28 protein-coding genes, 1 tRNA gene and 1 pseudogene are annotated in these 26,274 nt (G+C 63.1%); 15 read left to right on the top strand and 15 right to left on the bottom strand.

What is annotated here, in order from left to right:
- Position 1 precedes the first annotated feature (1 nt).
- The 3 genes from NDO48_RS14950 to NDO48_RS14940 form a co-directional block, all read right to left on the bottom strand.
- Positions 2-988: a hypothetical protein gene (locus tag NDO48_RS14950; RefSeq protein WP_157632682.1), complete on the bottom strand. Its 987-nt coding sequence runs from the start codon at positions 986-988 to the stop codon at positions 2-4.
- 236 nt (positions 989-1,224) lie between these two features.
- Positions 1,225-1,301, bottom strand: a tRNA-Arg gene (locus tag NDO48_RS14945).
- 111 nt (positions 1,302-1,412) lie between these two features.
- Positions 1,413-2,900 (bottom strand): sensor histidine kinase, encoded by a 1,488-nt coding sequence (locus NDO48_RS14940; RefSeq protein WP_018426304.1) that lies wholly within the window; start codon positions 2,898-2,900, stop codon positions 1,413-1,415.
- Positions 2,901-3,271: 371 nt separating this feature from the next.
- Between NDO48_RS14940 and rpmH the strand changes: the two genes are divergently transcribed.
- From rpmH to yihA, 5 genes are all read left to right on the top strand, one after another.
- On the top strand, positions 3,272-3,406 hold the full coding sequence (rpmH, locus tag NDO48_RS14935) for a 50S ribosomal protein L34 (protein WP_008833937.1): 135 nt from the start codon (positions 3,272-3,274) through the stop codon (positions 3,404-3,406).
- A gap of 16 nt (positions 3,407-3,422) precedes the next feature.
- Positions 3,423-3,791: a ribonuclease P protein component gene (gene rnpA, locus NDO48_RS14930; protein ID WP_026226842.1), complete on the top strand. Its 369-nt coding sequence runs from the start codon at positions 3,423-3,425 to the stop codon at positions 3,789-3,791.
- A gap of 9 nt (positions 3,792-3,800) precedes the next feature.
- Positions 3,801-5,615, top strand: a complete 1,815-nt coding sequence (gene yidC / locus NDO48_RS14925) for a membrane protein insertase YidC (RefSeq protein WP_018426302.1) — start codon at positions 3,801-3,803, stop codon at positions 5,613-5,615.
- Positions 5,616-5,969: 354 nt separating this feature from the next.
- Positions 5,970-6,608: a CatB-related O-acetyltransferase gene (locus NDO48_RS14920; protein WP_018426301.1), complete on the top strand. Its 639-nt coding sequence runs from the start codon at positions 5,970-5,972 to the stop codon at positions 6,606-6,608.
- A complete protein-coding gene (gene yihA / locus NDO48_RS14915; protein WP_267321719.1) occupies positions 6,605-7,270 on the top strand; it encodes a ribosome biogenesis GTP-binding protein YihA/YsxC in 666 nt (221 codons plus the stop codon). The genes NDO48_RS14920 and yihA overlap by 4 nt, the downstream gene beginning before the upstream one ends.
- On the opposite strand, the gene msrB is transcribed toward yihA, so the two are convergent.
- The 4 genes from msrB to NDO48_RS14895 form a co-directional block, all read right to left on the bottom strand.
- Positions 7,267-7,764 carry a peptide-methionine (R)-S-oxide reductase MsrB gene (msrB, locus tag NDO48_RS14910; RefSeq protein ID WP_018426299.1) on the bottom strand — a complete coding sequence of 166 codons (498 nt, stop codon included), beginning with the start codon at positions 7,762-7,764 and terminating at the stop codon, positions 7,267-7,269. The two genes, yihA and msrB, sit on opposite strands and share 4 nt — an antisense overlap.
- 167 nt (positions 7,765-7,931) lie before the next feature.
- Positions 7,932-8,483 carry a fasciclin domain-containing protein gene (locus NDO48_RS14905; protein ID WP_026226840.1) on the bottom strand — a complete coding sequence of 184 codons (552 nt, stop codon included), beginning with the start codon at positions 8,481-8,483 and terminating at the stop codon, positions 7,932-7,934.
- A gap of 185 nt (positions 8,484-8,668) precedes the next feature.
- A complete protein-coding gene (locus NDO48_RS14900; protein WP_267321718.1) occupies positions 8,669-9,394 on the bottom strand; it encodes an anti-sigma factor in 726 nt (241 codons plus the stop codon).
- The gene (locus NDO48_RS14895; RefSeq protein WP_018426296.1) at positions 9,391-9,930 is read right to left on the bottom strand and encodes a sigma-70 family RNA polymerase sigma factor; all 540 of its coding nucleotides are present in this window, start codon (positions 9,928-9,930) and stop codon (positions 9,391-9,393) included. Before NDO48_RS14895 ends, NDO48_RS14900 begins: the two co-directional genes overlap by 4 nt.
- 166 nt (positions 9,931-10,096) lie before the next feature.
- Here NDO48_RS14895 and argB point away from each other — a divergent pair, with 166 nt between their 5' ends.
- The gene (gene argB / locus NDO48_RS14890) at positions 10,097-10,999 is read left to right on the top strand and encodes an acetylglutamate kinase (RefSeq protein ID WP_018426295.1); all 903 of its coding nucleotides are present in this window, start codon (positions 10,097-10,099) and stop codon (positions 10,997-10,999) included.
- 64 nt (positions 11,000-11,063) lie between these two features.
- Here the strand turns inward: argB and NDO48_RS14885 are convergent, their stop codons facing one another.
- Positions 11,064-11,498 (bottom strand): MarR family transcriptional regulator, encoded by a 435-nt coding sequence (locus NDO48_RS14885; RefSeq protein WP_267321717.1) that lies wholly within the window; start codon positions 11,496-11,498, stop codon positions 11,064-11,066.
- 128 nt (positions 11,499-11,626) lie between these two features.
- Here NDO48_RS14885 and NDO48_RS14880 point away from each other — a divergent pair, with 128 nt between their 5' ends.
- Positions 11,627-11,794: a hypothetical protein gene (locus NDO48_RS14880; protein WP_198292841.1), complete on the top strand. Its 168-nt coding sequence runs from the start codon at positions 11,627-11,629 to the stop codon at positions 11,792-11,794.
- A gap of 41 nt (positions 11,795-11,835) precedes the next feature.
- Here the strand turns inward: NDO48_RS14880 and NDO48_RS14875 are convergent, their stop codons facing one another.
- Positions 11,836-12,312, bottom strand: coding sequence for an Lrp/AsnC family transcriptional regulator (locus NDO48_RS14875; RefSeq protein ID WP_267321716.1), 477 nt, complete (start codon positions 12,310-12,312; stop codon positions 11,836-11,838).
- A gap of 113 nt (positions 12,313-12,425) precedes the next feature.
- Here NDO48_RS14875 and phhA point away from each other — a divergent pair, with 113 nt between their 5' ends.
- A complete protein-coding gene (gene phhA / locus NDO48_RS14870) occupies positions 12,426-13,280 on the top strand; it encodes a phenylalanine 4-monooxygenase (protein ID WP_267321715.1) in 855 nt (284 codons plus the stop codon).
- 78 nt (positions 13,281-13,358) lie between these two features.
- Here phhA and NDO48_RS14865 read toward each other — a convergent pair whose 3' ends face one another.
- From NDO48_RS14865 to NDO48_RS14855, 3 genes are all read right to left on the bottom strand, one after another.
- Positions 13,359-14,264, bottom strand: coding sequence for a DMT family transporter (locus NDO48_RS14865; RefSeq protein WP_026226837.1), 906 nt, complete (start codon positions 14,262-14,264; stop codon positions 13,359-13,361).
- Positions 14,265-14,392: 128 nt separating this feature from the next.
- Positions 14,393-15,889, bottom strand: coding sequence for an MFS transporter (locus tag NDO48_RS14860; protein WP_267321714.1), 1,497 nt, complete (start codon positions 15,887-15,889; stop codon positions 14,393-14,395).
- A 375-nt stretch (positions 15,890-16,264) separates the two neighbouring features.
- A complete protein-coding gene (locus tag NDO48_RS14855) occupies positions 16,265-17,026 on the bottom strand; it encodes a GGDEF domain-containing protein (RefSeq protein WP_026226836.1) in 762 nt (253 codons plus the stop codon).
- 162 nt (positions 17,027-17,188) lie between these two features.
- Between NDO48_RS14855 and NDO48_RS14850 the strand changes: the two genes are divergently transcribed.
- Positions 17,189-17,899 (top strand): pyrimidine 5'-nucleotidase, encoded by a 711-nt coding sequence (locus NDO48_RS14850; RefSeq protein ID WP_018426287.1) that lies wholly within the window; start codon positions 17,189-17,191, stop codon positions 17,897-17,899.
- Positions 17,896-18,744 (top strand): annotated as a pseudogene (locus NDO48_RS14845) (DUF817 domain-containing protein); the annotation flags it as partial. The gene NDO48_RS14850 and the pseudogene NDO48_RS14845, both read left to right, overlap by 4 nt.
- A gap of 15 nt (positions 18,745-18,759) precedes the next feature.
- Here NDO48_RS14845 and NDO48_RS14840 read toward each other — a convergent pair.
- Positions 18,760-19,599 (bottom strand): LOG family protein, encoded by an 840-nt coding sequence (locus NDO48_RS14840; protein ID WP_018426285.1) that lies wholly within the window; start codon positions 19,597-19,599, stop codon positions 18,760-18,762.
- 145 nt (positions 19,600-19,744) lie between these two features.
- On the opposite strand from NDO48_RS14840, the gene dapD reads away from it, so the two are divergent.
- From dapD to NDO48_RS14820, 4 genes are all read left to right on the top strand, one after another.
- Positions 19,745-20,599 carry a 2,3,4,5-tetrahydropyridine-2,6-dicarboxylate N-succinyltransferase gene (dapD, locus tag NDO48_RS14835; RefSeq protein ID WP_018426284.1) on the top strand — a complete coding sequence of 285 codons (855 nt, stop codon included), beginning with the start codon at positions 19,745-19,747 and terminating at the stop codon, positions 20,597-20,599.
- A 71-nt stretch (positions 20,600-20,670) separates the two neighbouring features.
- A complete protein-coding gene (locus NDO48_RS14830) occupies positions 20,671-21,048 on the top strand; it encodes a DUF805 domain-containing protein (protein ID WP_267321712.1) in 378 nt (125 codons plus the stop codon).
- The gene (locus NDO48_RS14825) at positions 21,041-21,412 is read left to right on the top strand and encodes a DUF805 domain-containing protein (protein ID WP_018426282.1); all 372 of its coding nucleotides are present in this window, start codon (positions 21,041-21,043) and stop codon (positions 21,410-21,412) included. Before NDO48_RS14830 ends, NDO48_RS14825 begins: the two co-directional genes overlap by 8 nt.
- A 19-nt stretch (positions 21,413-21,431) precedes the next feature.
- Positions 21,432-22,133: a hypothetical protein gene (locus NDO48_RS14820; RefSeq protein WP_267321711.1), complete on the top strand. Its 702-nt coding sequence runs from the start codon at positions 21,432-21,434 to the stop codon at positions 22,131-22,133.
- Here the strand turns inward: NDO48_RS14820 and NDO48_RS14815 are convergent.
- Positions 22,130-23,143 carry a 2-dehydropantoate 2-reductase gene (locus tag NDO48_RS14815; RefSeq protein ID WP_267321710.1) on the bottom strand — a complete coding sequence of 338 codons (1,014 nt, stop codon included), beginning with the start codon at positions 23,141-23,143 and terminating at the stop codon, positions 22,130-22,132. The two genes, NDO48_RS14820 and NDO48_RS14815, sit on opposite strands and share 4 nt — an antisense overlap.
- A gap of 94 nt (positions 23,144-23,237) precedes the next feature.
- Positions 23,238-25,025, bottom strand: coding sequence for a diguanylate cyclase (locus tag NDO48_RS14810; protein ID WP_267321709.1), 1,788 nt, complete (start codon positions 25,023-25,025; stop codon positions 23,238-23,240).
- A gap of 202 nt (positions 25,026-25,227) precedes the next feature.
- On the opposite strand from NDO48_RS14810, the gene NDO48_RS14805 reads away from it, so the two are divergent.
- Complete coding sequence (locus NDO48_RS14805) at positions 25,228-26,223, top strand: alpha/beta hydrolase (protein ID WP_267321708.1); 996 nt, start codon at positions 25,228-25,230, stop codon at positions 26,221-26,223.
- The last annotated feature ends 51 nt before the right edge of the window (positions 26,224-26,274 follow it).

Here is a 26,274-nt window from a genome sequence, read left to right as displayed (position 1 = left end):
GTCAGGCAGCCAGGGGGTGAAGATCGGCGGTTTCGCAGGCCTCACGGAAGGCTTGCGAAACCGCAGCCAGTTTAAGCGCCTGCCAGTGGCGGTAGGCACGGACCAGATCGGGCGAGATCCAGCAATCGCCCCGATTGCTTTTGTTCTTCCAGCCCAGGAGGCCAGTCTCCCTCGCCTGCGCGAACAGCCGCGCGGCGTGCGTTCTCGAGAGGCGGTAGCGCTGCGACAGCGCGTTGGGCGACACCTTTCCGACCCAGATCGGCGACATCATGTCCGACGACAGCGACGGCACGGCCTTGATCAGGTCATGCAGCACGCTGCTGCCTGAATCGGAACGCACGAATTTTGCGATGCTTTGTGGCGGCCTGTGCCACTCCTCCTGCGCCAGCAACAACCGCACGAAACGAGGCTGAGCATGGGGCAAAAGCTGCGGCGCCCGACAGGACAAGGCAAAACGCTGCCCGCTGTCGACCAGGTCGAGCGCCCTCAGGTGAATGTCGAAATAGCGCCGGATCAGTTGTTCGCTCATCTCGGTCGCCCGTGAATGCCTGTTGCGGTTGTCCAGGCTCGGCATCGGCACGACAAAACCGTAACGCTTCAACTCCTGCAGAAAGGAGTGGACCGTGTTGCGGCTGGCGATCCGCGTCTCCTTGAGAGCCCCGATCAGATTCTTGGGGGAAATCGGCGGCAACGCCGGATCGCGCTCATGCTCGAAATGCATGGCGACCGTCATCTGACTGAGCAGCCAGCGCTGCAGGTCGGCGACGTAATGGACCTCCCGGGGGAATGCGAGATGCGTCTCGAGCAGATCGCCCGCGGCCAGGGCAAGCCCGTTCAGGAAACCCTGCATCTGGGCCAGGCGGTCAGCAGTATAGGCATGCGGAGCAAAGTCAGAGGCGAAAGAATGCAATAGCGTAACCGGAAATGCTGCAATTTCAAAAAGCTGCCGTTTACGCCGCGGCAGGCATGCCGGCAAGACGATGGGCACCGATATCGCTAGGCCAGCCCCCTCGCGCAATCTTGGCGCGGGCGATGGATATCACGCGTCCCCGGACGGAACTCCAAGTTTCATGGTGTGCGGAAAGTCGCCCGTGGCGGTAGTCCAGTTCCACAGGCGTGCTGCCGCGCCCGAGCACAGCATTGTGGTGGGGGAGGCGCCGCATGCGCTTCAGGGACCAATGGCGAGCCCTGTGCGTAGCTGTGTTCCGGATTGGGAAAAAGAAATGGCGCGCCCGAAAGGATTCGAACCTCTGACCCCCAGATTCGTAGTCTGGTGCTCTATCCAGCTGAGCTACGGGCGCGCAACAGGCCGTTTGGACGGCCAACACGCTCCGGCCGATCGACCGCAGCGATGGGCGCTACCTAGCGGCTGGATTTGCGAATTGCAAGCCGCTGCCGGCAAAGTTTTTTCGTCAGGCCGGACGGCGCAGGTTGCTGCGGGCGTCGTCGAGCCGCACCGGCTGGTCGGGGATGGAGACGGCAAAGACCGTGCGGCCGCCAGCACTTTCGACCAGCTCGAGCATGCCGCCATGGGCGCGCACGAGCTCGTAGGCAATTGCCAGCCCGAGGCCGGTGCCGCCGCTGCGGGCCGAGCCGCGGAAGGCGGCAAAGAGGTTTTCGCGCGCCTTTTGCGGCAGGCCCGGGCCGGTGTCGGCAACCAGGATGCGGCTGACGCTGCCTTCCCTCTCCGCCTGGACCGTCAGGCGGTTGACGATGGCATTGTCGGAGACGCCAGCCATCGCCTGGACCGAGTTGCGGCAGAGATTGGTCAGAACCCGAAACAGCTGGTCGGCATCGGCATCGATCTCGAAATCCGAATCGATGGCGTTGGAGAATTCGATGCCCTGTTCGGGATCGAGGCCGAGCAGGCCATGGACGTCGTCGACAAGCTGGCGCAGCCGCAGGCGGCGGCGTGCCGGCGGCGGCTCCTGCGCACGGCCATAGGCCAGCACGTTCTCGGAATAGGCAACTGCACGGTCGAGCGTGCGCACCAGCTTGGGCGCAAAGGCCTGCACCGAAGGGTCCTTCACCACGCGCAAGCGGTCTGACATCAGCTGCGCCGAGGCCAGGATGTTGCGCATGTCATGATTGATCTTGGACACGGCGAGGCCGAGATCGGCCAGGTGCTTCTGCTCGCTCAGCATCTTCTGCAGCCGCGCCTGCATCATCGACAGCTCGCGTTCGGCGACGCCGATCTCGTCGGCACGCGGCTCGGGCACGATCACGCCTGCCGGATCGTCGGGTGCGCCGGAGAAGGTCAGCATCGAACGCGTCATGTTGCGGATCGGCCCGATCATGATGCGGTCGATGGCGCCATAGAGCAGCGCTGCGGTAAACAGCGAGATCAGCAGCGAAACGACCGCGATATAGCGCGCATTGGCGAGCATGGCCCTGTGCAGGCGATAGTCGGGCAGCACAAGCTCGAATTCCTTGGTGCTGTCGCCGACCGGACCGTAGACGCGCAGCATGCGGCTGCCGCCGAAAAGCAGAGTGTCGATCGCGGCCGGCATCGAGCCGAGCACCGTGGCGTTGGAAATGTCGATGTGCTCGTCGACCTGCGGCGGCATTTCCGAAACGACGAGCAGGCGCGAAACGCCGCCGTCACGTACGGCGATCGCCTTGGCGCCGATGGCCATCAGCACGTCATTCTGGGCAGAGCGCGACAGCGTCGTGGGGTCGCCCTGGACCAGGATGGTGGCGACGGCCGCCGCGGTCGCCAGCCGCTCCTCGAGCCAGCGGATACGGAACGAGGAGATCGACGGCAGGAAGAACAGGACTTCGGCGAAAAGCACGAAGGCAACGGTCAGCAACAGCAACTTGCTCGACAGGCCGCGCGACAGCGGGACCGAGCGTTCAGCCTGCTTGCCGGCATCGGCAACGGTATCGGCTGCTTCAGTCATCTGCGCCTTTGCTGCAATCCCGCACCGGGGGATGCCGGTTGCCTCTCAAGAAGGAACGCCGCTCGACGCGGAAACCTTCCCTTCACGGGCAAAGATAGGTTATCGCCGCGCACTTGCAAATTCCACGAACGACAAAGAAGATACAGAGCCGACCAATTCGCTGGCGCAGACGGCATGTTCATCGCACCGCCGGCAACCTGAAGTGGCGATCGGCAGCCGGATTGACTCCGCCACACCTTCTTTTTATAAGCCCGCTCACGCTCGGGCCCCGCTTCCGTCGCGGTTTTTGATCGCGTAGAAGCAAGCCGAGCCAAGCTCCTGTTACAAAGTGACAGAATCAAGAAGGGCCGCACCCCGCGGTATAAAAACAAATGAAGCGTACCTATCAGCCGTCCAAACTCGTCCGTAAGCGCCGTCATGGTTTCCGTGCTCGCATGGCAACCAAGGGTGGTCGTGGCGTCGTCGCAGCTCGCCGCAACCGCGGCCGCAAGCGGCTCTCCGCCTAAGCCATAGGCGGGAACCTTGCCCGCTGACGGCAAGCCAGAGGGGTCTGCTCCGCACGGACGCGGCCCCGAACGGCTTCTGAAAAGAAAACAGTTTCTGGCCGTCCGCCGCGGTGACAAGCGGCGCGGGCGGTTTTTTCTCGTCGAGGTTTTGGATCGCGACGACCAAGCGGGGCCGAGGGTCGGCTATACCGTCACCAAGAAGGTCGGCAATGCGGTTGTCCGCAATCGTGTCAAACGGCGCCTCAGGGAAGCCGTTCGTACACATGCCGCAGGTGACATGGCCGCCGGCAAAGACTATGTGATCGTCGGGCGCGAAGATGTGCTCACCGCCCCTTTCGGCCAGATCACGGCCGAACTTTCTCGGCGCATTCGCGGAACGCGATAAGGGCTTTCGATGGAAAACAACCGTAATTTCTTTATCACCATCGCCTTGTCGGTGCTGATCCTGACGCTCTGGCAGGTGTTCTACATGAACCCGCGCGTCGAGACGCAGCGCGAGGCAGCACGCGTTCAGGCCGAACGGGTCGCGCAGGAGCAGAAGGCTGCCCAGCCGGCCGGCACCGCAGGCAGCGTTCCGACCACCCAGCCGCAGGCAGGCGTGCCCGGCACGCCTGCAGTCCAGGGTGCAGCCCCCGCTGACCGTGCCCAGGCCGTCGCCACCTCCAATCGCGTCGCCATCGACACGCCGAGCCTCAAGGGCTCGATCAATCTCACCGGCGCACGCGTCGACGACCTCAGCCTCAAGGATTACCGGGTCACGGTCGAGCCGAACTCGCCGATCATCGAACTGCTGAACCCGCAGTCGCTGCCATCCGGCTTCTACGGCGAAATCGGTTTCGTCGGCAGCGAGGCGACCGGCACCGTGCCTGGCCCCGACACCGTCTGGACCGCCGAAGGCAACCAGACGCTGACGCCCGCGACCCCGGTCACGCTGACCTATGTCAACGACAAGGGCCTGACCTTCAAGCGTCAGATCGCGGTCGACCAGGACTACATGTTCACCATCACCGACACGGTGACGAACGCCGGCAGCGCCGACGTGTCGCTGGCCAACTACGGCCGCATCACCCGCTTCGACAAGCCGCTGCATGCCTCGACCTACGTGCTGCACGAAGGCCTGATCGGCGTCACCGGCACCGAAGGCCTGCAGGAACTGAAGTACGCGACCATCGAGAAGGACAAGCAGGTCCTGCCCGGCAAGTCCACCGACGGCTGGCTCGGCATCACCGACAAATATTGGGCAGCTGCACTCGTGCCCTCGGGCAAGCAGGCGTTCCAGCCGCGCTTCTCCTATTTCGACGACGGCCGTCCGCGCTATCAGTCGGACTACCTGACCGACCCGATCACGGTCGCGGCCGGCCAGTCGGCCACGGTCGAGACGCTGATGTTCGCCGGCGCCAAGGAAGTGGCCAAGATCAACGCCTATGAAAAGGACCGCCAGATCCGTCAGTTCAACCTGATGATCGACTGGGGCTGGTTCTACTTCATCACCAAGCCGATGTTCTGGCTGATCGACACGCTCTACAAGTTCCTCGGCAATTTCGGCCTGGCCATCCTGGCCACCACCGTCATCGTCAAGGCCATCTTCTTCCCGCTCGCCAACAAGTCGTACAAGTCGATGGCGAACATGAAGAAGGTGCAGCCGAAGATGCTTGAAATCCGCGAGAAATATGCGGACGACAAGATGAAGCAGCAGCAGGCGATGATGGAGCTGTACAAGACCGAGAAGATCAACCCGCTGGCAGGCTGCTGGCCGGTGCTGATCCAGATCCCGGTGTTCTTCGCGCTCTACAAGGTGCTCTACGTCACAATCGAAATGCGGCATGCGCCGTTCTTCGGCTGGATCCACGACCTGGCCGCACCGGATCCGACGTCGCTGTTCAACCTGTTCGGCCTGCTGCCGTGGGGCGTGCCTGCCTTCCTGATGATCGGCGTGTGGCCGCTCATCATGGGCGTGACCATGTTCCTGCAGATGCGCATGAACCCAACGCCTCCGGATCCGACCCAGGCCGCGATCTTCACCTGGATGCCAATCATCTTCACCTTCATGATGGCGGGTTTCCCTGCCGGTCTGGTGCTGTACTGGGCCTGGAACAACACGTTGTCGATCCTGCAGCAGGGCTTCATCATGAAGCGCCAGGGCGCCAAGATCGAACTGTGGGACAATCTCGGAACGCTGTTCAAGAAAAAGCCCAAGCCGGCCGAATAGCAGCCAAGGCAATCGAAAAGCCCCGGAACTTCCGGGGCTTTTTCTTTTGTGCTGTCAGGCATCGGGGCGCTGAAACTCTTTGCCGCGATGCCGCGTTATTGCCAGGTGCCTCCCAGGCTTGTTCTGCGGGGTGGCGGTCCGCCGGCCTCCCCCCGGCTGGCACAAAACCGTCTCGGCAAGGCCGGGGTCTTGCAGGTCCCTTGCGAGACCCCGGTTTCCCGGCCCCTCCCCTGCGCGAATGCCCACGAGACGCCCCCAATAGCCATCCGGCAAAGATGAACCGGTAGCGATGTCGGCATTGCGTCGGACCGCGCTATACTGCCATCCTGTTCGCCGTCACATGGAAGAGCTGCCATGCATGGACCCAACCCTTCGATCAAGCACCCGATGCCGATGCACAAGCGCGTCGGCTTCCTCAAGCCCCTCGTCGACGCCGGCAACATCGAGATCGGCGACTTCACCTACTATGACGATCCCGAAGGCCCGGACCTGTTCCAGCAGAAATGCGTGCTGCACCACTATCCGTTCATCGGCGACAAGCTGATCATCGGCAAGTTCTGTGCCATCGCCGAAGGCGCGCGCTTCATCATGAACGGCGCCAACCATGCGATGTCGGGCTTTTCGACCTACCCCTTCAACATCTTCGGACATGGCTGGGAAGACGGCTTCGACGTCGACACCTGGCGGCAGGAGGTGCGCGGCGACACGATCATCGGCAATGACGTGTGGATCGGCATGGAAGCGGTGATCCTGCCCGGCGTCCATATCGGCGACGGCGCCATCATTGCTGCGAAATCGGTTGTCAGCCGGCATGTACCGCCGTATGCGATCGTTGCCGGAAATCCTTCGGCCGTCGTCAAGAAGCGTTTCGACGACAAGACCATCGAGAAGCTGCTGGCAATTGCATGGTGGAACTGGCCCGTCGAAAAGATCGGTCGCAACCTGAACGCCATTCGCGGCTCGGATATTGCTCAGCTGGAGGCTGCGGTTTGAACGAACAGACTTTGACAAGGCCCCCGGTCGATACCGAGACATTCACCCGGCCGTGGATCTTCATCCGCGGTGTGCCGGCGATGAAGTTCCTGCCGCCAGAGGGGCCGCCCGAAATCGCCTTTGCCGGCCGTTCCAATGTCGGCAAGTCGTCGCTTATCAACGGGCTGGTCCGCCAGGGTGGACTGGCGCGCACGTCGAACACGCCGGGACGCACCCAGGAGCTCAACTACTTCGTGCCCGATGGCTATTCCGGCGCCGAGGGCGATTTGCCGCCGATGGCGCTGGTCGACATGCCCGGCTACGGCTATGCCAAAGCGCCGAAGGAGCAGGTCGACGCCTGGACCAAGCTGGTGTTCGACTATCTGCGCGGCCGCGTGACGCTCAAGCGCGTCTATGTGCTGATCGATTCCCGCCACGGCATCAAGAAGAACGACGAGGAAGTGCTGACCCTGCTCGACAAGGCGGCGATCTCCTACCAGATCGTGCTGACCAAGACCGACAAGATCAAGGCGGCCGGCGTGCCCAGGCTGATCGAGGAGACGCTGGCCAAGATCAAGAAGCGCGCCGCCGCCTTCCCGGTCGTGCTCGCCACTTCGTCCGAAAAGAACGAAGGCATGGACGAACTCCGGGCAGCGATCGCCCTGGTGGTCAACGGCGGCTAGGCGGTCGCCGGCTTGAAGGTCAGCGCCAGTCCGTTGATGCAATGGCGTTTGCCGGTGGGTTGGGGACCGTCGTCGAAGATGTGGCCGAAATGGCCGCCGCAGCGCCGGCAATGGACCTCGGTCCGGGTCATCAGCAGCGACGTGTCGGTCTTGGTGCCGATGGCATCGGGCAAGGCTTCCCAGAAGCTCGGCCAACCCGTGCCAGAGTCGTATTTGGCCTCAGACGAATAGGCGGCGAGATCGCAGCCGGCGCAGTGGAAGATGCCCTTGCGGTGCTCCTTGAGCAGCTGGCTGGTCCAGGGGCTTTCGGTGTCTTCCTGGCGCAGCACGGCGAACTGGGCCGGTGTCAGGGTCGCGCGCCACTGGTCATCGGTCCTGGTCACCTCGAAGCTCTCGGCCCGCGCCTGTCCGCCGAGCATCAAGCGCCTCGGCCCCAACGTGGCGAAAAGAACGGCGGATGCTGCGCCACCCAGCAGAAACGTACGGCGTTTCATCTGATATCTCCTGTCGCATCATAGGCTCCCGACGTCAGCCTGCGAAATCAACTGGGCTTGAACGATCAGCGCCCCGCCACGACTTGAAGCCGCAGGCGAGGCGCCGGGGTTGATTGCGCGGCATCTCGGGGAGCAACGATGCTGCGCAATCACACGGTCAGGCGAGCTCACATCTTGGGCAGCAACACCTTGTCGATGACATGGATGACACCGTTCGACTGAGCGACATCGGCGATGGTGACGTTGGCGACATTGCCGTTCTCGTCGGTAACGGTGACCTTGCCACCGTCGTCCTTGAGTGTCAGCTCGCAGCCGCCAGCAGTCTTGACCTTGTGGGCGCCGCCGTCGTCCTTGACCATCTTCATCACGTCGGCGGCCATCGCCTTGGCACCGACGACATGGCAGGTCAGGATCTTGGCCAGCTTGTCCTTGTTTTCAGGTTTGAGCAGGGTTTCGACAGTGCCCTTGGGCAGCGCGGCGAAGGCCTCGTTGGTCGGCGCGAACACCGTGAACGGGCCCTTGCCTTCCAGCGTCTTGACCAGACCGGCAGCCTTGACCGCAGCAACGAGCGTGGTGTGGTCCTTCGAGTTCACCGCGTTCTCGACGATGTTCTTGTTGGCGTACATGGCAGCGCCGCCGACCATCGGGTTTTCGGCATAGGCGAAGGTGGCGAGAGCAGAGAAGGTGCCGGCAAGCAAAGCGAGAGAGATCTTACGCATGTCGTAACTCCTTGGGGTTGTTTCCGCTGTGGAAAGACACAAGAAGATACGGTCCCGATCACGGGAAGTTTCAGGAAAATCAATTTTTTCCAAACAAAATCAATATATTAATTCATACAGACAGAAAGTAACGAGCAGCCGTCGGGCAAAGTTTCAGCCCGGCCCGACAAAACTTGAACGGTGGATCAGATGTTGCGCAGGTCGCCCGCGGCGACGACGGGGCCGGTTGGCAGGCCGGTGGGCGAACCACCCTGGGGCTCGAGGCTGATGGCCAGCACCGCCCCAGCAGCGAGTTTCTGACGCATGTCTTCCTTGACCGGCATCTTCATGGTGGTGCCGGTGGGGATGACGCCCATCGACACCGGCGCGTTGGTGCCCTCGATCATCCAGAGCTCGAAGTCCTTGCCCGCGCCACGCTCGCCGGCGACATGCGACAGGCCGATCTCGCCGGCCCTTTCGTCATACATGATCATGTATTTGACATCGCTGCCGTCGGCAGCCAGCGAAGCCACCATGCGCTCCTGCGGCGCAACCGCCGGCGGGGCCATGTAGGGCACGGCGACGTAGAGGGCGAGCGCCGCCACGGCGACAGCGGCCAGCCCGCGCCAGAAAGCCAGGCTCGACCAGAGGCTCGACGAGGCAGCAGGCCCGGATGCCGTGATGGCCCCGCTGAACAGGCGGCGGTCGATGGCCGGTTTCACCGTCTCGGGCGGCGTAACTTCCGGATAAGCTGATGCAAGCGGCGACAGATGAACTTCCCAACGATCGACCAGCCGGGCAAAGCCGGGCTCGTTGTCGATGCGCGCGGCAGCCTGGCTCCGCTCGTTGGCGGTAAGCACGCCGAGAACATATTCGGCGGCAACGATATCGTCGCCTCCATGTTCCGGTCCGTTGTCTTCCGCCAGTGTCATCTTTCCAGACATTCCCTGAGCTTGATCAGGCTGCGGCGCAGCCAGGTACGCATGGTGTTGAGCGGCACGCCGTGGCGTTCCGCGAGTTCGGCATAACTCTCCCCCTTGAGATAGGCGCCGCGAACGGCGGCAGCCCGGTCCTGTTCCAGCTCATCCAGGCAGCCTCGTATGCGCCCGGCCTCGTCGCCCGCAACCGCGGCCGCCTCCGGCCCCGGCGTCGGATCGGCGATCTCCATCGCCTCGTCGATGGCAACGGTCGGCTGTCGCCGCGCCCTGATGCGATCGATCGCATGGTTGCGCGCGATGGCCACGAGCCACGAAATGGGGCTGAGATCGGATACTGCGAAGCGGTCGGCCTTCGTCCAGATCTTGACGAAGACCTCTTGCAGTGCCTCCTCGGCTTCTGCCCTGTCATTCAATACACGCAGGCAGACGCCGAAAAGTTTCGCACTCGTCTGCCGGTAAAGCAGATCGAAAGCTCCGCGATCCTTCATCGAAGTCCGCACTATCAGCTTGGTGATGTCCTGCGGCGTCATTGTCGCCAAGTTACGTTGCGCTAGCCGATTTGCAACTGCTGTTTATCGCGGCCATATCCTGCAACCCGAAGCAGCTTCGCCGTCGGCCGCTTTGGACCAACCGAACCATTTGCCCCTTGCCCGGTTTTTGGCTAAGACCCGCAAAATCATCCATCTATCCGGGATCATGCCGATGTCGACGAACGTCGCCGCCAACGCCGAAATGCAGGCAGCCCTGCTTTCAGCAGCCCTGCCTTACATGCAGCGTTACGAGAACAAGACGGTCGTGGTGAAATATGGCGGCCATGCCATGGGCGACGTCACGCTCGGCCGCGCCTTCGCCCGCGACATCGCCCTGCTCAAGCAATCGGGCGTCAATCCGATCGTCGTTCATGGCGGCGGCCCGCAGATCGGCGCGATGCTGAACAAGATGGGCATCGAATCGAAATTCGAGGGCGGCCTGCGCGTCACCGACCAGAAGACGGTCGAGATCGTCGAGATGGTCCTGGCCGGCTCGATCAACAAGGAGATCGTCGCCCTCATCAACGCCGAGGGCGAATGGGCCATTGGCCTATGCGGCAAGGACGGCAACATGGTCTTCGCCGAAAAGGCCAAGAAGACCATGATCGACCCCGATTCGAACATCGAGAAGGTGCTCGACCTCGGCTTCGTCGGCGAACCGGTCGAAGTCGACCGCACGCTGCTCGACCTGCTCGCGCGCTCGGAGATGATCCCGGTACTGGCCCCCGTCGCCCCCGGACGTGACGGTCATACCTACAACATCAACGCCGACACCTTCGCAGGCGCCATCGCCGGCGCGCTCAAGGCCTCGCGGCTGCTGTTCCTCACCGACGTGCCCGGCGTGCTCGACAAGGACAAGAAGCTGATTGACGAGCTGACCGTCTCCGACGCCAAGGCGCTGATCCGGGACGGCACGATCTCGGGCGGGATGATCCCCAAGGTCGAGACCTGCATCGAGGCTATCGAGCGCGGCGTCGAAGGCGTCGTCATCCTCAACGGCAAGACCCCGCATTCGGTGCTGCTCGAACTGTTCACCGAACACGGCGCCGGCACGCTGATCGTTCCGTAAGAAGCGCTATCGAGGCGAAGCCGAGCGATCGACTTCGCCTCACTGCATGCGCGCGGACGCTGCCTCAAGCTCCCGACAGGCGCGCCAGTTCCTTCTCCTGCAGCGCGAGCGCGTCCTGAACGAACCGCTCGATAACGCCGAGTTCCGTATCGCTGTAGCGATCTAGCATCGCAGCACCCGCTCTGGCGACCGGTCCGTAGTAGGTTTCGGCCAGTTCGCGCGCGGCATCGCCGCCTTCGACCATGACCTTTCGTCTGTCCTCGGCGCTGCGCGTCCGGCGGACCAGGTCCCGCTTTTCCAGTCTGTCGATCAGGGCCGTTACGGCGGCGGGCGTCAGCGCCGTTGCCGTCGCAATGGCACCTGCCGGCTGTGCCCCCTCCATCAGCAAGGCCAGCGCCCGCCGCTCGGCGATGTTCAAACCGGCACGCTCGCCGACGGCCTCGTCATAGGCCTGGGTCGCCTCCTGCCAGCGCATGACGGCCTGGGTGATCGCATGCATGCGGGCATTCCGTTCCACGCTTGACGAATTTAGTTCGATCATCTAAATATCAATCTATCGTATATTTCATCGACAGGCGAAATATGCGGCGAACCACATGGAAAATCAAGCTCATGCAGGAGGCAGACATGCCAACCGAACATCACGCTGTTCCGATGACGCGGGACGAAGAATGGAAATATGCGGAACGCTCCATGTCCTGGGACGGCTGGGGCTCGCCAATCGGCCTCGGCTTCATGCTGATCGCGCTCGGCATCGCCTCGCTGCTGCTTCGGTTCGCGATCGTCGGTTTTTAAGGTTGAAAGGCCGTGGTGCGCCCGCGCAATGGCCGCGGGCGCTACCGCTTCAGATGCGCGAGCGGCACGTGGCCCGGGCCCTTGATGTTCTGCAGCACGAGTTGCGTGTGCACGTCGCGCACGCCCGACAGCCGCATCAGGCGGTGCATGACGAAGCCGTTGAGATCGTCGACCTCGGGCACCATGACATGCAGCAGGAAGTCGTAGTCACCGGTCATCGTCCAGCAGGCCGAGACCTCGTCCATGCGCTGCACGGCAGCGATGAATTTTTCCGGCGAGCCGTCGCTGTGGCTGACCAGGCGGACCTGTACGAACACTTCGACCATCAGGCCGACGGCGCGACGGCTGACCTGGGCCGAAAAACCCTTGATGATACCAGCTTCCTGCAACGCCTCGAAGCGGCGGGTACAGGGCGTGTTGGAAAGCCCGATCTCCTGCGCGATCTCCGAGATCGGCTTGCGCCCGTCGCGCTGCAGGATGTCGAGCATGCGGATTTCGTAATCGTCGAGATGAGGCATATTTCCTCCCAGTCCCTGCAGTCAAGGTGAATATACCTCAATTTCAGCCAGAGTTCTCGCAATGAAGTGAACTCCACTCGGCACCAGGAGCTATCCTCTCATTATCGGAAACCATGTCCGGGGAGGAAAAGGTCGTGGGTGTCAGCGTTCAGGACTATGCGCGCGAATGCGCCGAACAGGGATTGCGCGGCGACTATTCGCTGTGCCGCTCGGACTTCACCGTCGAGCAGAAATATGACTACAGCGCAGCCGAGCAGGAGGTGTGGCGCACCCTGTGCGACCGCCAGACCAAGCTCACCGAAAGGCTGGCGCACCACTCCTATCTCGACGGCATGGAGGCCCTCGGCCTGACCGCAAAGATCCCCGACTTCCACGAGATCAGCGACAAGCTGCGCAAGCTCACCGGCTGGGAGATCGTCGCGGTGCCCGGCCTGATCCCGGCACAGCCGTTCTTCGATCACCTCGCCAATCGCCGTTTCCCCGTCACCAACTGGCTGAGGACGCGCGAAGAGCTCGACTACATCGTCGAGCCAGACATGTTCCACGATTTCTTCGGCCATGTGCCGGTGCTCAGCCAACCGGCCTTCGCCGACTTCATGCAGCTTTACGGCGAGAAGGCCGGCGACTACATCGCGCTCGGCGGCGACGAGATGATCACCCGGCTCTACTGGTACGCGGTCGAATACGGGCTGATGCAGGCACCGGGCGAGCCGCTCAAGGCGTTCGGCGCCGGCCTGATGTCGTCCTTCACCGAGCTGCAGTTCGCGGTCGAAAGCCGCGACGCGCACCATGTGCCGTTCAATGTCGAGACGGTGATGCGAACGACCTACGAGATCGACAAGTTCCAGCGCGCCTATTTCGTGCTGCCGTCCTTCGATGCGCTCAAGGACGCGTTCCAGAGCGGCGACATCGCCGGCATCATCGGGCGCTTCAAGGACCAGCCGACGCTCGACCCATCGATGATCTAGGGCACTGCCCTCATCCGCCCCTGCCCGCGCGCGCCTCTCCCCCCTTCAGCGGGGACAGGGCAAGGGTGAAACCTGCAGCTAGCCGACCGCGAGCAGCACCAGGATGCCGCCGACGATGAGGATGCAGCCGGCGACCTCCAGCCGGTTGATCTTCTCGCGGAAGAAGAACACCGACGACGCAAAGGTGAACAACATCTCGATCTGGGCCAGCGACTTGACGATCGCAGCCTGTTGCAGCGTCATCGCCATGAACCAGCCGAAGGATGCGGAAGCGCCCACCAGGCCGGTGAACAGCGCCGGCCGCCAGGCCTTGGCGATGCGCGGCAGCTCGTCGCGCTCCTTCCAGACGATCCAGGCAAACATCAAGAGCGTCTGGAAGACGATGACCACCGCCAGCGTCACCGCTGCCTGCATCATGAAATTGGGACCGCCCAGTGCCAGCGAGGCGGCACGGTAGGCGACCGCCGAGATGCCGAAGAACGTGCCGGAGGCAAGGCCGATCAGAGCATTGCGGCTGGCGACCGAGGTCACCAGCGTCCGCACATTGAAGGCCATATGGGCGACCGAGATCAGCATCACGCCGAAGACGCTGATGGCAATCGCGGCAATGGCGCCTGTTGTCGCCCGCTCGCCAAGGAAGAGCAGACCAAAGAGAGCTGCCTGCGCCGGTTCGGTGCGCGAATAGGCGGTGCCGACGGCAAAGTTGCGGAACGAGAACAGGTGGATCAGCAGGAAGGTGGCGGCGATCTGGCCGAGGCCGCCGACCACCGCCCAGATGAAGAAGGTCCTGTTAAGCGCCGGCAACTCGTAGCCAACCGCGAAATGCAGCACGCCGACAAAAGCGAGAGCGAAGGGAAAGCCGAAGCCGAAGCGGACGAAGGTGGCACCCGTGGTGCCCATTACGCCCTTGAGGTGCTTTTGCACCACCGACCGCAGATTCTGCAGAAAGGCGGCAGCGATGGTGATGGGAATCCACAATGGCATGATCGTCAGTATCGGCTGGGAGGCGACCGGAGTGGCCGCACCTCCGCGTCTACAGCATCGCCTCGAAAATCGGAACGGTTTTCAAGGCGATATTGTAAGCCGCAGGAACCGGGCAGAAGGCGCTGCCGTTACATTTCCACGGGAAGCGGTTGCTGGCTTTCGACACGTTTGCCATGGCTGCCTTGCGGCGCTGCCGGCTTCAGGAAGAACACCATCGCCGCCACGAGCGCGAAGGCCACCATCTCGTAGACAAGCGCACGCTCCATAGCCGAGACAAAGGCGACATGCGGAGGCTGGCCCGCGCTGCCGTCCAGGGTCGAAAAGAAGATCTGCCCGGTGACGGCGATGCCAAGTGCGGCGCCGATCTGCTGAAAGGCCTGCACCGCACCCGACCCCGAACCGGCGTCGCGCGGCGGCACGGTCGACAGCACGGTCTGGAACAGCGACGAGATGGCGATGCCCATGCCGAAACCGCACATCAGCAACGGCAGGACGAAGTTCCAGTGGTCAACGGCATCCCCCACACCGGCAACGACGAAGCGCAGCCAGCCCATGCCAGTGCCCATGACGAGCGCTCCGGCGACGATGCGCCTGTGAGGCCAACGGCTGCCCAGCCGCCCCGAAATGAGCGAGGCGATCAGCACGCCGATAGGGAACGGCACAGTCGTCAATCCTGATTGCAGCGGCGTCAGTCCAAACCCGGTTTGCAGGAAGACGGCCAGCACCAGGAAGAAGCCTGCGACACCTGAGAAAAACGTCATAGTCATCGCCGACCCAAGCAGGAAATTGCCGTTGGTCATCAGGGCCACCGGCAGCAACTGGCTCTGTTCGCGCTTCGCCCGCGCCTTTTGATGCGCAAAGAAGCTGGCCATCACGACAACTGCCAGTGCGATCATCACAAAGGTCCACCACGGCCAGCCATAGGCATGGCCCTCGATAAGCGGGAACACCAGCAGAAAGACCGCAGCGCTGGCGATCAGGATACCCAATGGATCCTGCGTCAGCTCAGGCCGCCCGGGCATGTCGGGGATAAGGGCCCGCCCTGCTATCACCGCCAGAATTCCAACCGGGATGTTGACCAGGAAGATCGGCCGCCAGTCGAGGCCAAGGATGTTGGCACTGATCAGCAGGCCACCGGCAAGAGGCCCAGCGACAGAGGCGAGGCCCGCCGACAGACCGAAAAGCGAGAAGGCAAACCCACGTTCCTGCGGCGGAAAGATCACCTGGGTGATCGCCAGCACCTGCGGCATCATCATGGCGCCGGCCAGCCCCTGCAGCACGCGCGCGACGATCAGCGTCGCCATTGTCGGCGCCAGCCCGCACAGTGCCGAAAACACCGTAAAACTCGCCACGCCGATCAGAAACAGACGTTTGCGCCCGACCACGTCGCCGAGCCTGCCGAACGGCAGCAGGCCGAGCGCGAAGGCCAGCACATAGGCTGCCACCACCCATTCGATCTGGCTGCTCGTCGCACCAAGCCCGGATTGAAGCCGCGGCAGCGCGACGTTGACGATGGTCACGTCGATCAGGTTCATGAACCCGGCCAGGAGCAGGATTGCCATCGCAATCCAGCGTCTCGGATACGCCTCCTCGGGCGTGGCTGGCGAGCTATGGGTAAACGTCATTTCCGGTTCCTTTGACTGCGGTAGCTGAGCCCGGACCGTTCGGCACGGCCCTCAGAGAGAACCGTGGCCCATACAGTTTCCGCATTGAGATCGCATCATGCAGACCGATGTCGTTCCGAACCGCCTGATTTCGACAGCCCAGGAAAATGTTGCTCCAGTCACGTCGGCATCATCAGAGACCCGTTCGATGTAGGGCGAATCGTCCGGCTGTCGAAGCCCAACTTCATCTTTGGCACCGGATCGACCGGAATGTACCGCATTTTTCGTACAAGACTTTCGCCATGGCGAGCGGTATCGGCCAGATTCAAGTGCCAAAAGGGACGGCGGCAAACGCCACCATCCCGCATCAAGGCGATGCTTCCGATTCGAGCGCAGTCACGCCGCCTCGGGCATTTCCTTGTCGATGATCGTCAGGTTGCGGCCACGGCGCTTGGCTTCGTAGAGCCGCTTGTCGGCCGCCCGCATCAGTTCGGAGACATTGGCGTCGACAGCACAGGTGGTGCCGCCAATGCTGACGGTAAGCGGCACCGCGCGCTCGACGCTGGGCTGGAAGCGCAGCTGCTCGACTTCCTTGCGGACGCGCTCGGCGACCAGCTTGGCTTCCTCAGGCGTTGCGCCGATCAGGAAGGCGCCGAACTCCTCGCCGCCGATGCGGCCGAGAATGTCGCCGCTACGGACGCCGCGCGTGATGGCGGCTGCGATCTCCAGCAGCGCCTGGTCGCCGGTGAGATGGCCGAAACTGTCGTTGATCTGCTTGAAATGATCGGCGTCGATGATCAGCAAGGCGCCGCGGTCGGATTTGCGACGCGAACCGTCGAGAGCGGCAAAGAAGTTCTCGCGGTTGAGCATGCCGGTCATCTCGTCGCGGCTCGCCTTCTCCGACAGACGCCTGTGGGCGGCGGCGAGCTGGGCGTGGGCGCGGGTCAGGTCCTGGTGCGCCACCTCGAGCTTCATGCCCTGCCAGAAGGTATAAAAGGCCATCGGAAAGGCGATCACCACCGGGCAGACCAGGGTCAGGGTGTAGGTCAGATCGTCGATCTTGCCGCCGAGCATCGGCACCAAGGTGAGGACGAGCGCCAACGACCCGAGGACGGCCAGAACCGTGACTAGACCTGTACGGAAAAAGACTCGCTTCAATTTCTGCTCCCTGCCGGCTGATGGAATGCCAGCATCAACTGAAGTTCATCTTTCGCGGGTAGTTAAAATTTGACCCACCTTGCCGAATTTCGCCAAGGTCGGGGTCAATTGTGATGAAGTACGGGCGCTTCCAAATTCCACGAACCGTGCCATAAGGACCGCATGACCCAAGTTCCAGATCCCGCCCGCTTCGACCACGTCACCGACTGGGTGTTCGACCTCGACAACACGCTCTACCCGCACCACTCGAATCTGTTTTCGCAGATCGACGTCAAGATGACGGGCTATGTGGCTGAGCTTCTGACGCTGTCGCGCGAAGATGCGCGCAAGCTGCAGAAGGAGCTCTACCTGGAATATGGCACCACGCTGAACGGGTTGATGAACCGCCACGGCATCGACCCCGACGCCTTCCTCGAGCATGTCCACGACATCGACTATTCCTGGCTGGTGCCCGATCCGGTGCTGGGCGCTGCCATCCACCAGCTGCCCGGCCGCAAGTTCATCTTCACCAACGGCAATCGCAGCCACGCCGAGCGCACCGCGCGCCAGCTCGGCATCCTCGAGCATTTCGACGACATCTTCGACATCGTCGCGGCCGGCCTGACGCCGAAGCCGGCGCGGGCGACCTACGAGAAGTTCGCCGAACTTCACAAGGTGGCCGGCCCCAACGCCGTCATGTTCGAGGACCTCGCCCGCAACCTCGCCGTACCGAAGGCGCTGGGCATGACCACGGTGCTGATCGTGCCGCGCAACTTCGAGCCGACCTTCTCGGAGATCTGGGAACGCGATGCCGAGAACGAGGACGACGTCGACTTCGTCACCGACGACCTCGCCACCTTCCTGACGACGCTCGTGGAAGCCACCTCGAAGTGAAGCGTTTCACCTCGGTCGAGGGGCGGATCGATGCCGCGGCGCATGCCGTGCTCGACCGCCTGCCGACAGGGGGTGTTTCGGGCGCGCTCGTCGAGTTCCTGGTCTTCGGCCTCAAGCAGGCCTGGGCCTGCCTGTTCGGCGGGCTGCTTTTGGCGCTGATCATGGCGACAAGACTGTGGTGGCCGGAACAGGCAACGCTGACGCGCTACGACTTCCTGTTCCTGTCGGCGCTTGCCATCCAGGCGGCGATGCTGGCGCTGAAGCTGGAGAAGCCATCCGAGGCCAAGGTCATCCTGATCTTCCACATCGTCGGCACAGCGATGGAGGTGTTCAAGACATCGGCCGGCTCATGGTCCTATCCGGAAGACAGCCTGTTCCGCATCGGTGCCGTGCCGTTGTTCTCCGGCTTCATGTACGCCGCTGTCGGCTCATATCTAGCTCGCGTCAGCCGCATCTTCGACATGCGCTATACCCACTACCCGCCGCTTTGGGCAACGGTGCTTCTGTGCGCGGCGATCTACGTCAATTTCTTCGCCCACCATTTCACCGTGGACATCCGCTACGGCCTGTTTGCGGTGACCGCCCTGCTCTACCTCAGGACGGCGGTGCATTACCGCGTCTTTCGCTTCCGCCACCGCATGCCGCTGCTTCTGGGTTTCCTTTTGGTGGCACTGTTCATCTGGTTCGCCGAAAACATCGGCACCTGGTCGCGCGCCTGGATCTATCCCGGCCAGCATGACGGCTGGTCGCCGGTGTCGATCCAGAAGCTCGGCTCCTGGTATCTCCTGATGATCATTTCCTTCGTGCTGGTGACGCTGGTCCACCGGCCGCAGCCGCTGGACGCAACGCCAGCGAAGCGATCAAAGGCCGTAGAACCGGCTGATGATCTCCCAGGCCTCGTCGGCGGTGTCGACGAAGTCGATGATGTCCTGGTCGCCGGGCGTGATCGTGCCCTGGTCGGCAAGGAAATCGAGGTCGATCGCACGCTTCCAGAATGACTTGCCGAACAGGATGACGGGCACGCGCTCCATGCGCCCGGTCTGGATCAGCGTCAGCGTCTCGAAAAATTCGTCCAGGGTGCCGAAGCCCCCGGGGAACACGGCAACCGCCTTGGCGCGCATGACGAAATGCATCTTGCGGATGGCGAAATAGTGGAAGTTGAAGCACAGCTCCGGCGTCACATAGGGGTTGGGCGCCTGCTCGTGCGGCAGAACGATGTTGAGGCCGATGGAGGGTGCTCCGACGTCGTCGGCGCCGCGATTGCCGGCCTCCATCACGCCCGGACCGCCGCCGGTGACGACAACGAACTCGCGGTAGTAGGACGCGGCCGAGTGCTGCGAGCACAGGCGGGCGAACTTGCGCGCCTCGTCGTAATATCTGCTGTTGGCCTCGAGGTTCTTGCGCTGGGTCTCGTTCTTGGCCGCCCACGCCTCGCCGCCCGGTTCGGGAATGCGCGCGCCGCCGAACAGGATGACCGTTGAACGGATGCCACGCTCGGCGAGCGTCATCTCGGTCTTCAGCAGTTCGAGCTGCAGCCTGACCGGGCGCAACTCGCGCTGGGTCATGAAATCTTCGTCGTTCCAGGCGAGGCGATAGGTCGGGGCCCGGGTCTGCGGTGTGTCGGGCACGCTCTTGGCGCGCTCCAGATCCTGGTCGGAGTGCGGCAGCGGCGTCCAGCCAGTCTTGTCCATCGGATTCATATTCAACTCAGTGTCCAATTTCCCGTTTACCGCGGCATTCGATGTCGCCACCGCGATTGACCCCCACTACAGCCTGACATAGGGTCCGCGCGATTTTATGCCAGCTTAGAAGCCTTAGCCTTAACGGCTAGTAACGGAGATGTTTATGTCGAAGCCTGACGTGGCCAGCCTCGAAAAGATCATCGACCGGGCGTTCGAGGAACGCGACGGCATTTCGACATCGACGCGCGGTGAAATCCGCGACGCCATCGAGGCATCGCTCGACCTGCTCGACAAAGGCGCGGCACGTGTCGCCGAACGCCAGGACGACGGCAAATGGCACGTCAACCAGTGGCTCAAGAAGGCGGTGCTGCTGTCCTTCCGCCTCAAGCCGATGGAGCTGATCTCCGGCGCTCCGGGCGGCGCTTCCTGGTGGGACAAGGTGCCGTCCAAGTTCGACGGCTGGGGAGCGGTCGACTATGAAAAGGCCGGTTTCCGCTCGGTGCCTTCGGCCGTGGTGCGCAAATCGGCCTATGTCGCGCCGGGCGTGGTGCTGATGCCGTCCTTCGTCAATGTCGGCGCCTATGTCGACAGCGGCACCATGGTCGACACCTGGGCCTCGGTCGGCTCCTGCGCCCAGATCGGCAAGAACGTGCACCTCTCCGGTGGCGTCGGCATCGGCGGCGTGCTCGAGCCCATGCAGGCCGGCCCGACCATCATCGAGGACAACTGCTTTATCGGCGCGCGTTCGGAAGTCGTCGAGGGCTGCATCGTGCGCGAAGGCTCGGTGCTCGGCATGGGCGTCTTCATCGGCCAGTCGACCAAGATCGTCGACCGTGCGACCGGCGAAGTGTTCTACGGCGAAGTGCCGGCCAATTCGGTGGTTGTCGCCGGCTCGATGCCTGGCAAGCCGCTGCCGAACGGCGATCAGGGCCCGAGCCTCTATTGCGCCGTCATCGTCAAGCGCGTCGACGCCAAGACCCGCTCCAAGACCTCGATCAACGAGCTGCTGCGCGATTGATCTTTCATTGAAACCGAAGCAAGTTCCGCCGGCGTGTTTGTCGCGCCGGCGGACTGGCTTCGGAGGGTCGCGTGGACTGGAAGTACCTGCTGACGAGCTACAAGGGACGCATCAACCGGACCAAGTTTTGGGCGGGCGTTGCGGTCGTTATGGCGATCATGGGCGCGTACGCTGCGCTTCTCAGGACGCTCGGACTGAACGGCCTGGATCCCAGCTCCCACTTCACCCGATTCTTGGCCCGCAGCGCCACCACCTTTGTCTTCGGCCTTGCGGTGTACTACATAGCGCTCGCGGTCTTTGCCAAGCGCTGGCATGATCGCGGCAAAACAGGCTGGTGGAGCCTTATCGCAATCGTTCCGGTCATCGGCTGTGTCTGGATCCTGGTAGAACTGGGCATCCTAGAAGGCGACCGCGGCGCAAACCAATACGGACCGGACCCGCTTGCCTAACAACATCGATTTCTTCTGGCTGTTCTTCAAGTTTTCAGGCCGCGTCAACCGCGCCGCCTATCTGCTTGGCTTCCTGTTCATGCTGATGGTGGTGTCGTTCCCGCTCTACCAGTTCATGCGCGTGCACCCCGAGAGTTCGGCCGGGCAGGTGTGGTCGTTCCTGTTCGGCCTGATCTTCCTCGCCTTCCTTTGGGCGCATATCGCCTTCAGCGTCAAAAGGCTGCACGACATCGACAAGCCCGGCCTGTTTGCGGTCGCGCTTTTCATCCCCATCGTCTCGATCTTCGCCTTCGTGGCGCTGTGCATCTATCCGGGCACGCCCGGGCCGAACCAGTTCGGCGAGCACACCAACGCACCGCGCTAGTGGCAGAGGGGCGGGTGCGATGTCCTACAGAACACTCGATCCCGAAAAGATAGCAGAGACCGCGCGGTCGCTTGAGGCGCGCATCGGCGACCGGTTCCCGAATTCGGGCCTCGCCAGCGTTGCCTCCGAACTGGTCGTCATGTCACGCGATCTTGCCACGGCGGCCGAAAAGCTGGCGCGGCCGATCTGGTGGCTCAGGATCATCACCTGGTCGGTGATCGCCCTTGGCGCCGGCATGTTCGTCTTCGTCGGCTCGATCCTGTCCTTCGACCGTATCTCGACCGGCGCCTTCGACTTCGTGCAGGGCGTGGAGGCAACGCTCAACACGCTGATCCTTGGCGGCGTCGGCTTCCTCGCCCTCAATAGCGTCGAGCAGCGTCTCAAGCGCAAGCAGATCTTCAAGGAGCTGCATGGCCTGCGCTCGCTGATCCATGTCATCGACATGCACCAGCTGACCAAGGACCCGGCAGCACTCTCGGGCACGTTCACGCCGACTGCGCATTCGCCGCAGCGGATCAAGGATCCGGCCGAGCTGGCCCGCTATCTCGACTATTGCTCGGAAATGCTGTCGGTCACCGGCAAACTCGCGGCGCTGTTCGCACAGGCCATCCAGGACGAGGTGGTCACGGGTGCCGTCAACGACATCGAGGATCTCGGCTCGAACCTGTCGCGCAAAATCTGGCAGAAGATCACGCTGATCGAGGCCACGCGACAGAGCTAGGCGATTGCCTCCGGTGCCAATCGCGGCGAGCCTGCTTTGGCCGCTTCGGCCGCGCGCACCAGCGCGATAACCTGTTCGGTTACCGGCACCTCGATGCCGGCCTTGCGCGCCAGCCTGACAACCGCCCCCTGGAGATCGTCGACCTCGGTGCGACGGTGGCGCACCAAATCCTCCCACATCGACGAGCGTGCTTCGGGATCGATCGCCAGCATACGTTTCGCCAGGCGCAGGAAGAGCCAGTCGGGCAGGCGCAGGACATAAGGCAGCAAGCCAGGCTGCACGGCGGCCACCTTGGCCGGCACGATGCCGTTGCCGCGCATCGCAGCCAGCGCCTCCGATATCTGGGCGGCCAACAGGCGGCGCCAGCGCCGGTCGGCCAGTTCGGTCGCCAGCGGCAGGTCGGACAGGGCCACCAGCGCATTGTTGAGGTTCATCAGGAGCTTGCCCCACTGCACGCCGGCCATGTCGGCATGAGTAGAAACCGGGAATCCCTCGACATCGAGCAGCGCCCGCAGCGGCTCGTCACCGACCTCGATCAGGACAGTGCCGTCGCTGGCGCGGTGGACACGCAGCGGGCGCTCACCTTCGCCCGACTGCACGACATTGAACGGCACCATGCCGGCAACGACGCGTCTTTGGCCCACCACGGCGCGCAGCCGTGCCGGATTGTCGATGCCGTTCTGCAGGCTGACAATGGTTGCAGTGGCCGGGGCATGGCGGGCGATTTTTTCGGCCATGCCGGCGGTGTCGCCGCTCTTCACCGTCACCAGCACGATGTCGGCATCGGCAAGAACGGCAGGATCGGCGTCGACCGTCATCGCCCTGCCCGCGATCGCCGTACGACGACCATCTAGATCGCTGAAAACCAGCCCCTCGCGGTTGATCGTTTCAGCCATATGCGGCCGCGCCAGCAGGCGCACATCACGTCCCGCAAGAGCAAGGCACGCGCCGGCGTAGCAGCCGATGCTGCCGGCACCCGCAACAACGATTGTCTGGTGGTCCTTGGCCATGGGCCCTCCCGGCAGCCACTATAGGCGACAGCAGACCCCGTCTGGCAATTCCCGATGCAATGCGGGACATGGCATCGTCAGTCGGCCTGAGGCCTCAGGCCGACTTTCTGATCTTGCTTGCGGCCATGGTCCGGTTGCGGCCACCGGCTTTCGCTTCCAGCAAGGCAGCGTCGGCCCGCGTCACAAGCGTTTCGACCGAACCGCCCGTTGGAGAGGCCGCCACCCCGACGGAAACGGAGACCGCGCCAAGAACCTGGCCGGCATGGGAGAGCGCCACGGCGCCGATCTTTTCGCGCAGCGTGTCGGCAAGCGCCACCCCGTCTGCCTCGCCGAAGGACGGCAGAAGCGCGGTGAACTCTTCCCCGCCGAAGCGGAAAGCATCGCCTGATGACCCACAGGCTTCGCGCAGCGACTGTCCGACGAACTGCATGACAAGGTCGCCGGCATCATGGCCGAACTGGTCGTTGAAGCGCTTGAAGTGGTCGATGTCGATCATCAGACAGGCAACCGGCTCGTCCCTATGATCTCGGGCGTGCCGCTGCAGCGTCTCGTCAAGGAACCGACGGTTGAACAGGCCAGTGAGTGGATCGCTCACGGCGAGTGCCGTCAGCTTTTCCTGCAATTGCAGATTGGCAATGGCGAGGCCGACATTCTCGGCGATCAGTTCGAGGTAGAGCCGCGAACCCGCCGGCTCGAGTGCGCCATCTTCGCGCTCTTCGAGATACAGCAGCCCGATCATGTCGCCCTGGGCCGTCAGGGGAACGCAAAGCGTCGCCACGCCGGGCGGATTTACATGCTGGCACGGAACATCGGCGCCATTGACGCCGCTGTGATGTGAGCGGCCACGCCGCAGGCCCCAGCATGCGGCGGCCGGGAACTCCGCCGCCGAGTGCTCCGGATTGTGCCACAGGCCGACACGTGCCAGTGATGTCCTGCCTTCGTTGAGAACGTAGAGACCGCCAGCAAGGTCGGGGAATATCTGCGGTGCGAAGCGCACGACCACGTCGGTCAGTTCCCCCTGGTCACGGCATGCCTGCACGCGGTGCATCATCTGAAGGATGAGGTCCTTCATATGCTGGTCGGCAAGTCGCTCGGCGTCGAGCTTTTCGCGCTCGATCAGATTGGTACGGAAACCCTCGATGGCGTCGCTCATCTCACCGATCTCGTCGGCACGACGGTTGACCGGAACCTCGACGCTGTAATCCTGCTTGGCCAGGCGACTGACGATCCCGGTCATGTGCCGCAGTGGCATCGCCACCCGTCGGCTGAGGACGAAATAGAGCACGGCAACAAACAGCGCCCCTGTGGTCGCCAGCATGATCTTGGCGACAAGGCTCCACCAGTTGCTGCGGTCGCGCGCCGCATCGAGTGCTGCGGTCGTGCGTGCAGCGGTCAGGTCACGAAAATGGGCGACCGTCTGGAGGAGAGCGTTCTGAACCCGTTCATGCTCGGCGCCGAAAAGGGCTTCCTGTGCGGCTGCCTTGTTTCCATTCTGATAGGCCTGGATCGCGGCCGCTTCGAGCTTGTCCAGTTCCTCCGCCTGGCCGTCGATCGCCTGCAGCGCGGCGGCTTCCGCCGGCGCGGGATCGCGTGCGGCCAGTTCCGACGTGACAGCCTCCAGCCGCCGTTCGGCAGCCTCATCCGAACGGAATGCCTGGAGATGGCGCTCCTCGCCGCGCATCACGTACAGCCTCGCCTCGTCGCTGCGGACTTCCGCGCCAAGGGCTAGCTCTTCGCTCAGCGTGTCGAGCGTCAGATGTGCTTCAGCCGCGGCGCGCTCCTGAAGGGCGCTGTTGGACGACAACATGAACGAGACGCCGGAAAGCGCCGTCAGCACGACGGTGATGCCGTAGGCCCAATGGGTGATCGTGGCGATTCTCATACCGCTACAGTGCCAGTCGCTGCTTGCAGGAGACTTAAAATGCGACTTAAAAATCGCCGATGTCTTCGGCGGCCACTGGAAACCATGGGGCATCCCAGCACCCCGCCCGAGTGACGGCAGACCTCCCTGGCAACGCCAGCTCTCGCCGACCTCCACGAGACGTGCCATCCTCTGCCGTCGACATGCATCGTTGGGAGGGCTGATGCTCAGGAGGCTTTTGATCGGTCTGGTGGGGGCTTTGATCGTGCTAGCCGTCACCGGCTTCGCGGCCTTCCAGCTCAGCCCGTGGCCGGCGGCTGTCGTCATCCGCTACTTCTTCGACCGTGGCGGCGATGCGGCGGCGGCAGCGTTGCAGAAGCATGTGCCAGACGGCATCGCGGAAAAGCTCGATGTTCCCTACGGACCGGACGCGGCCAACAGGCTCGACGTGTTCTATCCCTCCGAAATCGAAGGCACCGACAAGGCCTTGCCCGTCATCATGTGGGTGCATGGTGGGGCGTGGATTTCAGGCAGCAAGGAGCACGTCGCCAATTACCTGCGCATCCTCGCAAGCAAGGGCTTTGTTGCCGTCGGCATCGACTATTCCATCGCGCCGGCTGCGAAATATCCCACGCCCGTCATCCAGGCCAATGAGGCGCTCGCCTTCCTGAATGCAAAGGCCGGGGAATTCTACATCGACCCCACGCGCATCTTCCTTGCCGGCGATTCCGCCGGCGCCCAGATCGCGGCGCAGCTCGCCAACGTCGTCACCACGCCCGGCTATGGACAGGGCATGAACATCGTTCCTGCCATCGGCGCCGCCCCGCTGCGTGGCATCGTGCTCGACTGCGGCGGCTACGACCCGCGACTCGCCAATTTCGACGGTGCCGCCGGCGGCTTCCTGCGCACCGTGTTCTGGTCCTATCTCGGCAACCGGGACTTCGACGGCGACCCGCGCATCCGGCAATTCTCGATCATCGAGAACATGACCGCAGCCTTCCCGCCGGCCTTCATCACCGTCGGCAATGCCGATCCGCTGGAGGAACAGTCGCATCGGCTGGCCGAGGCCGCGCAGAAGCTCGGCGTCAAGACAGACACGCTGTTCTTCGCCAGGGATTACCAGCCGCCACTGCCGCACGAATACCAGTTCAACCTCGACGTCGACGCCGGCCGCACTGCGCTCGAGCGGACGGTCGCCTTCCTTCAGGCGAGGTCATGACGCTTTAGCGAAGCTGGAGGCGGATGCCCCTGAGGCAACCGAACGTCGTGA

This window comes from Aminobacter sp. MET-1 (assembly GCF_026521175.1).
GTDB lineage: Bacteria > Pseudomonadota > Alphaproteobacteria > Rhizobiales > Rhizobiaceae > Aminobacter.
The sequence above is the reverse complement of the archived record's forward strand: the minus strand, read 5'-3'. Positions and strand labels throughout refer to the sequence as shown.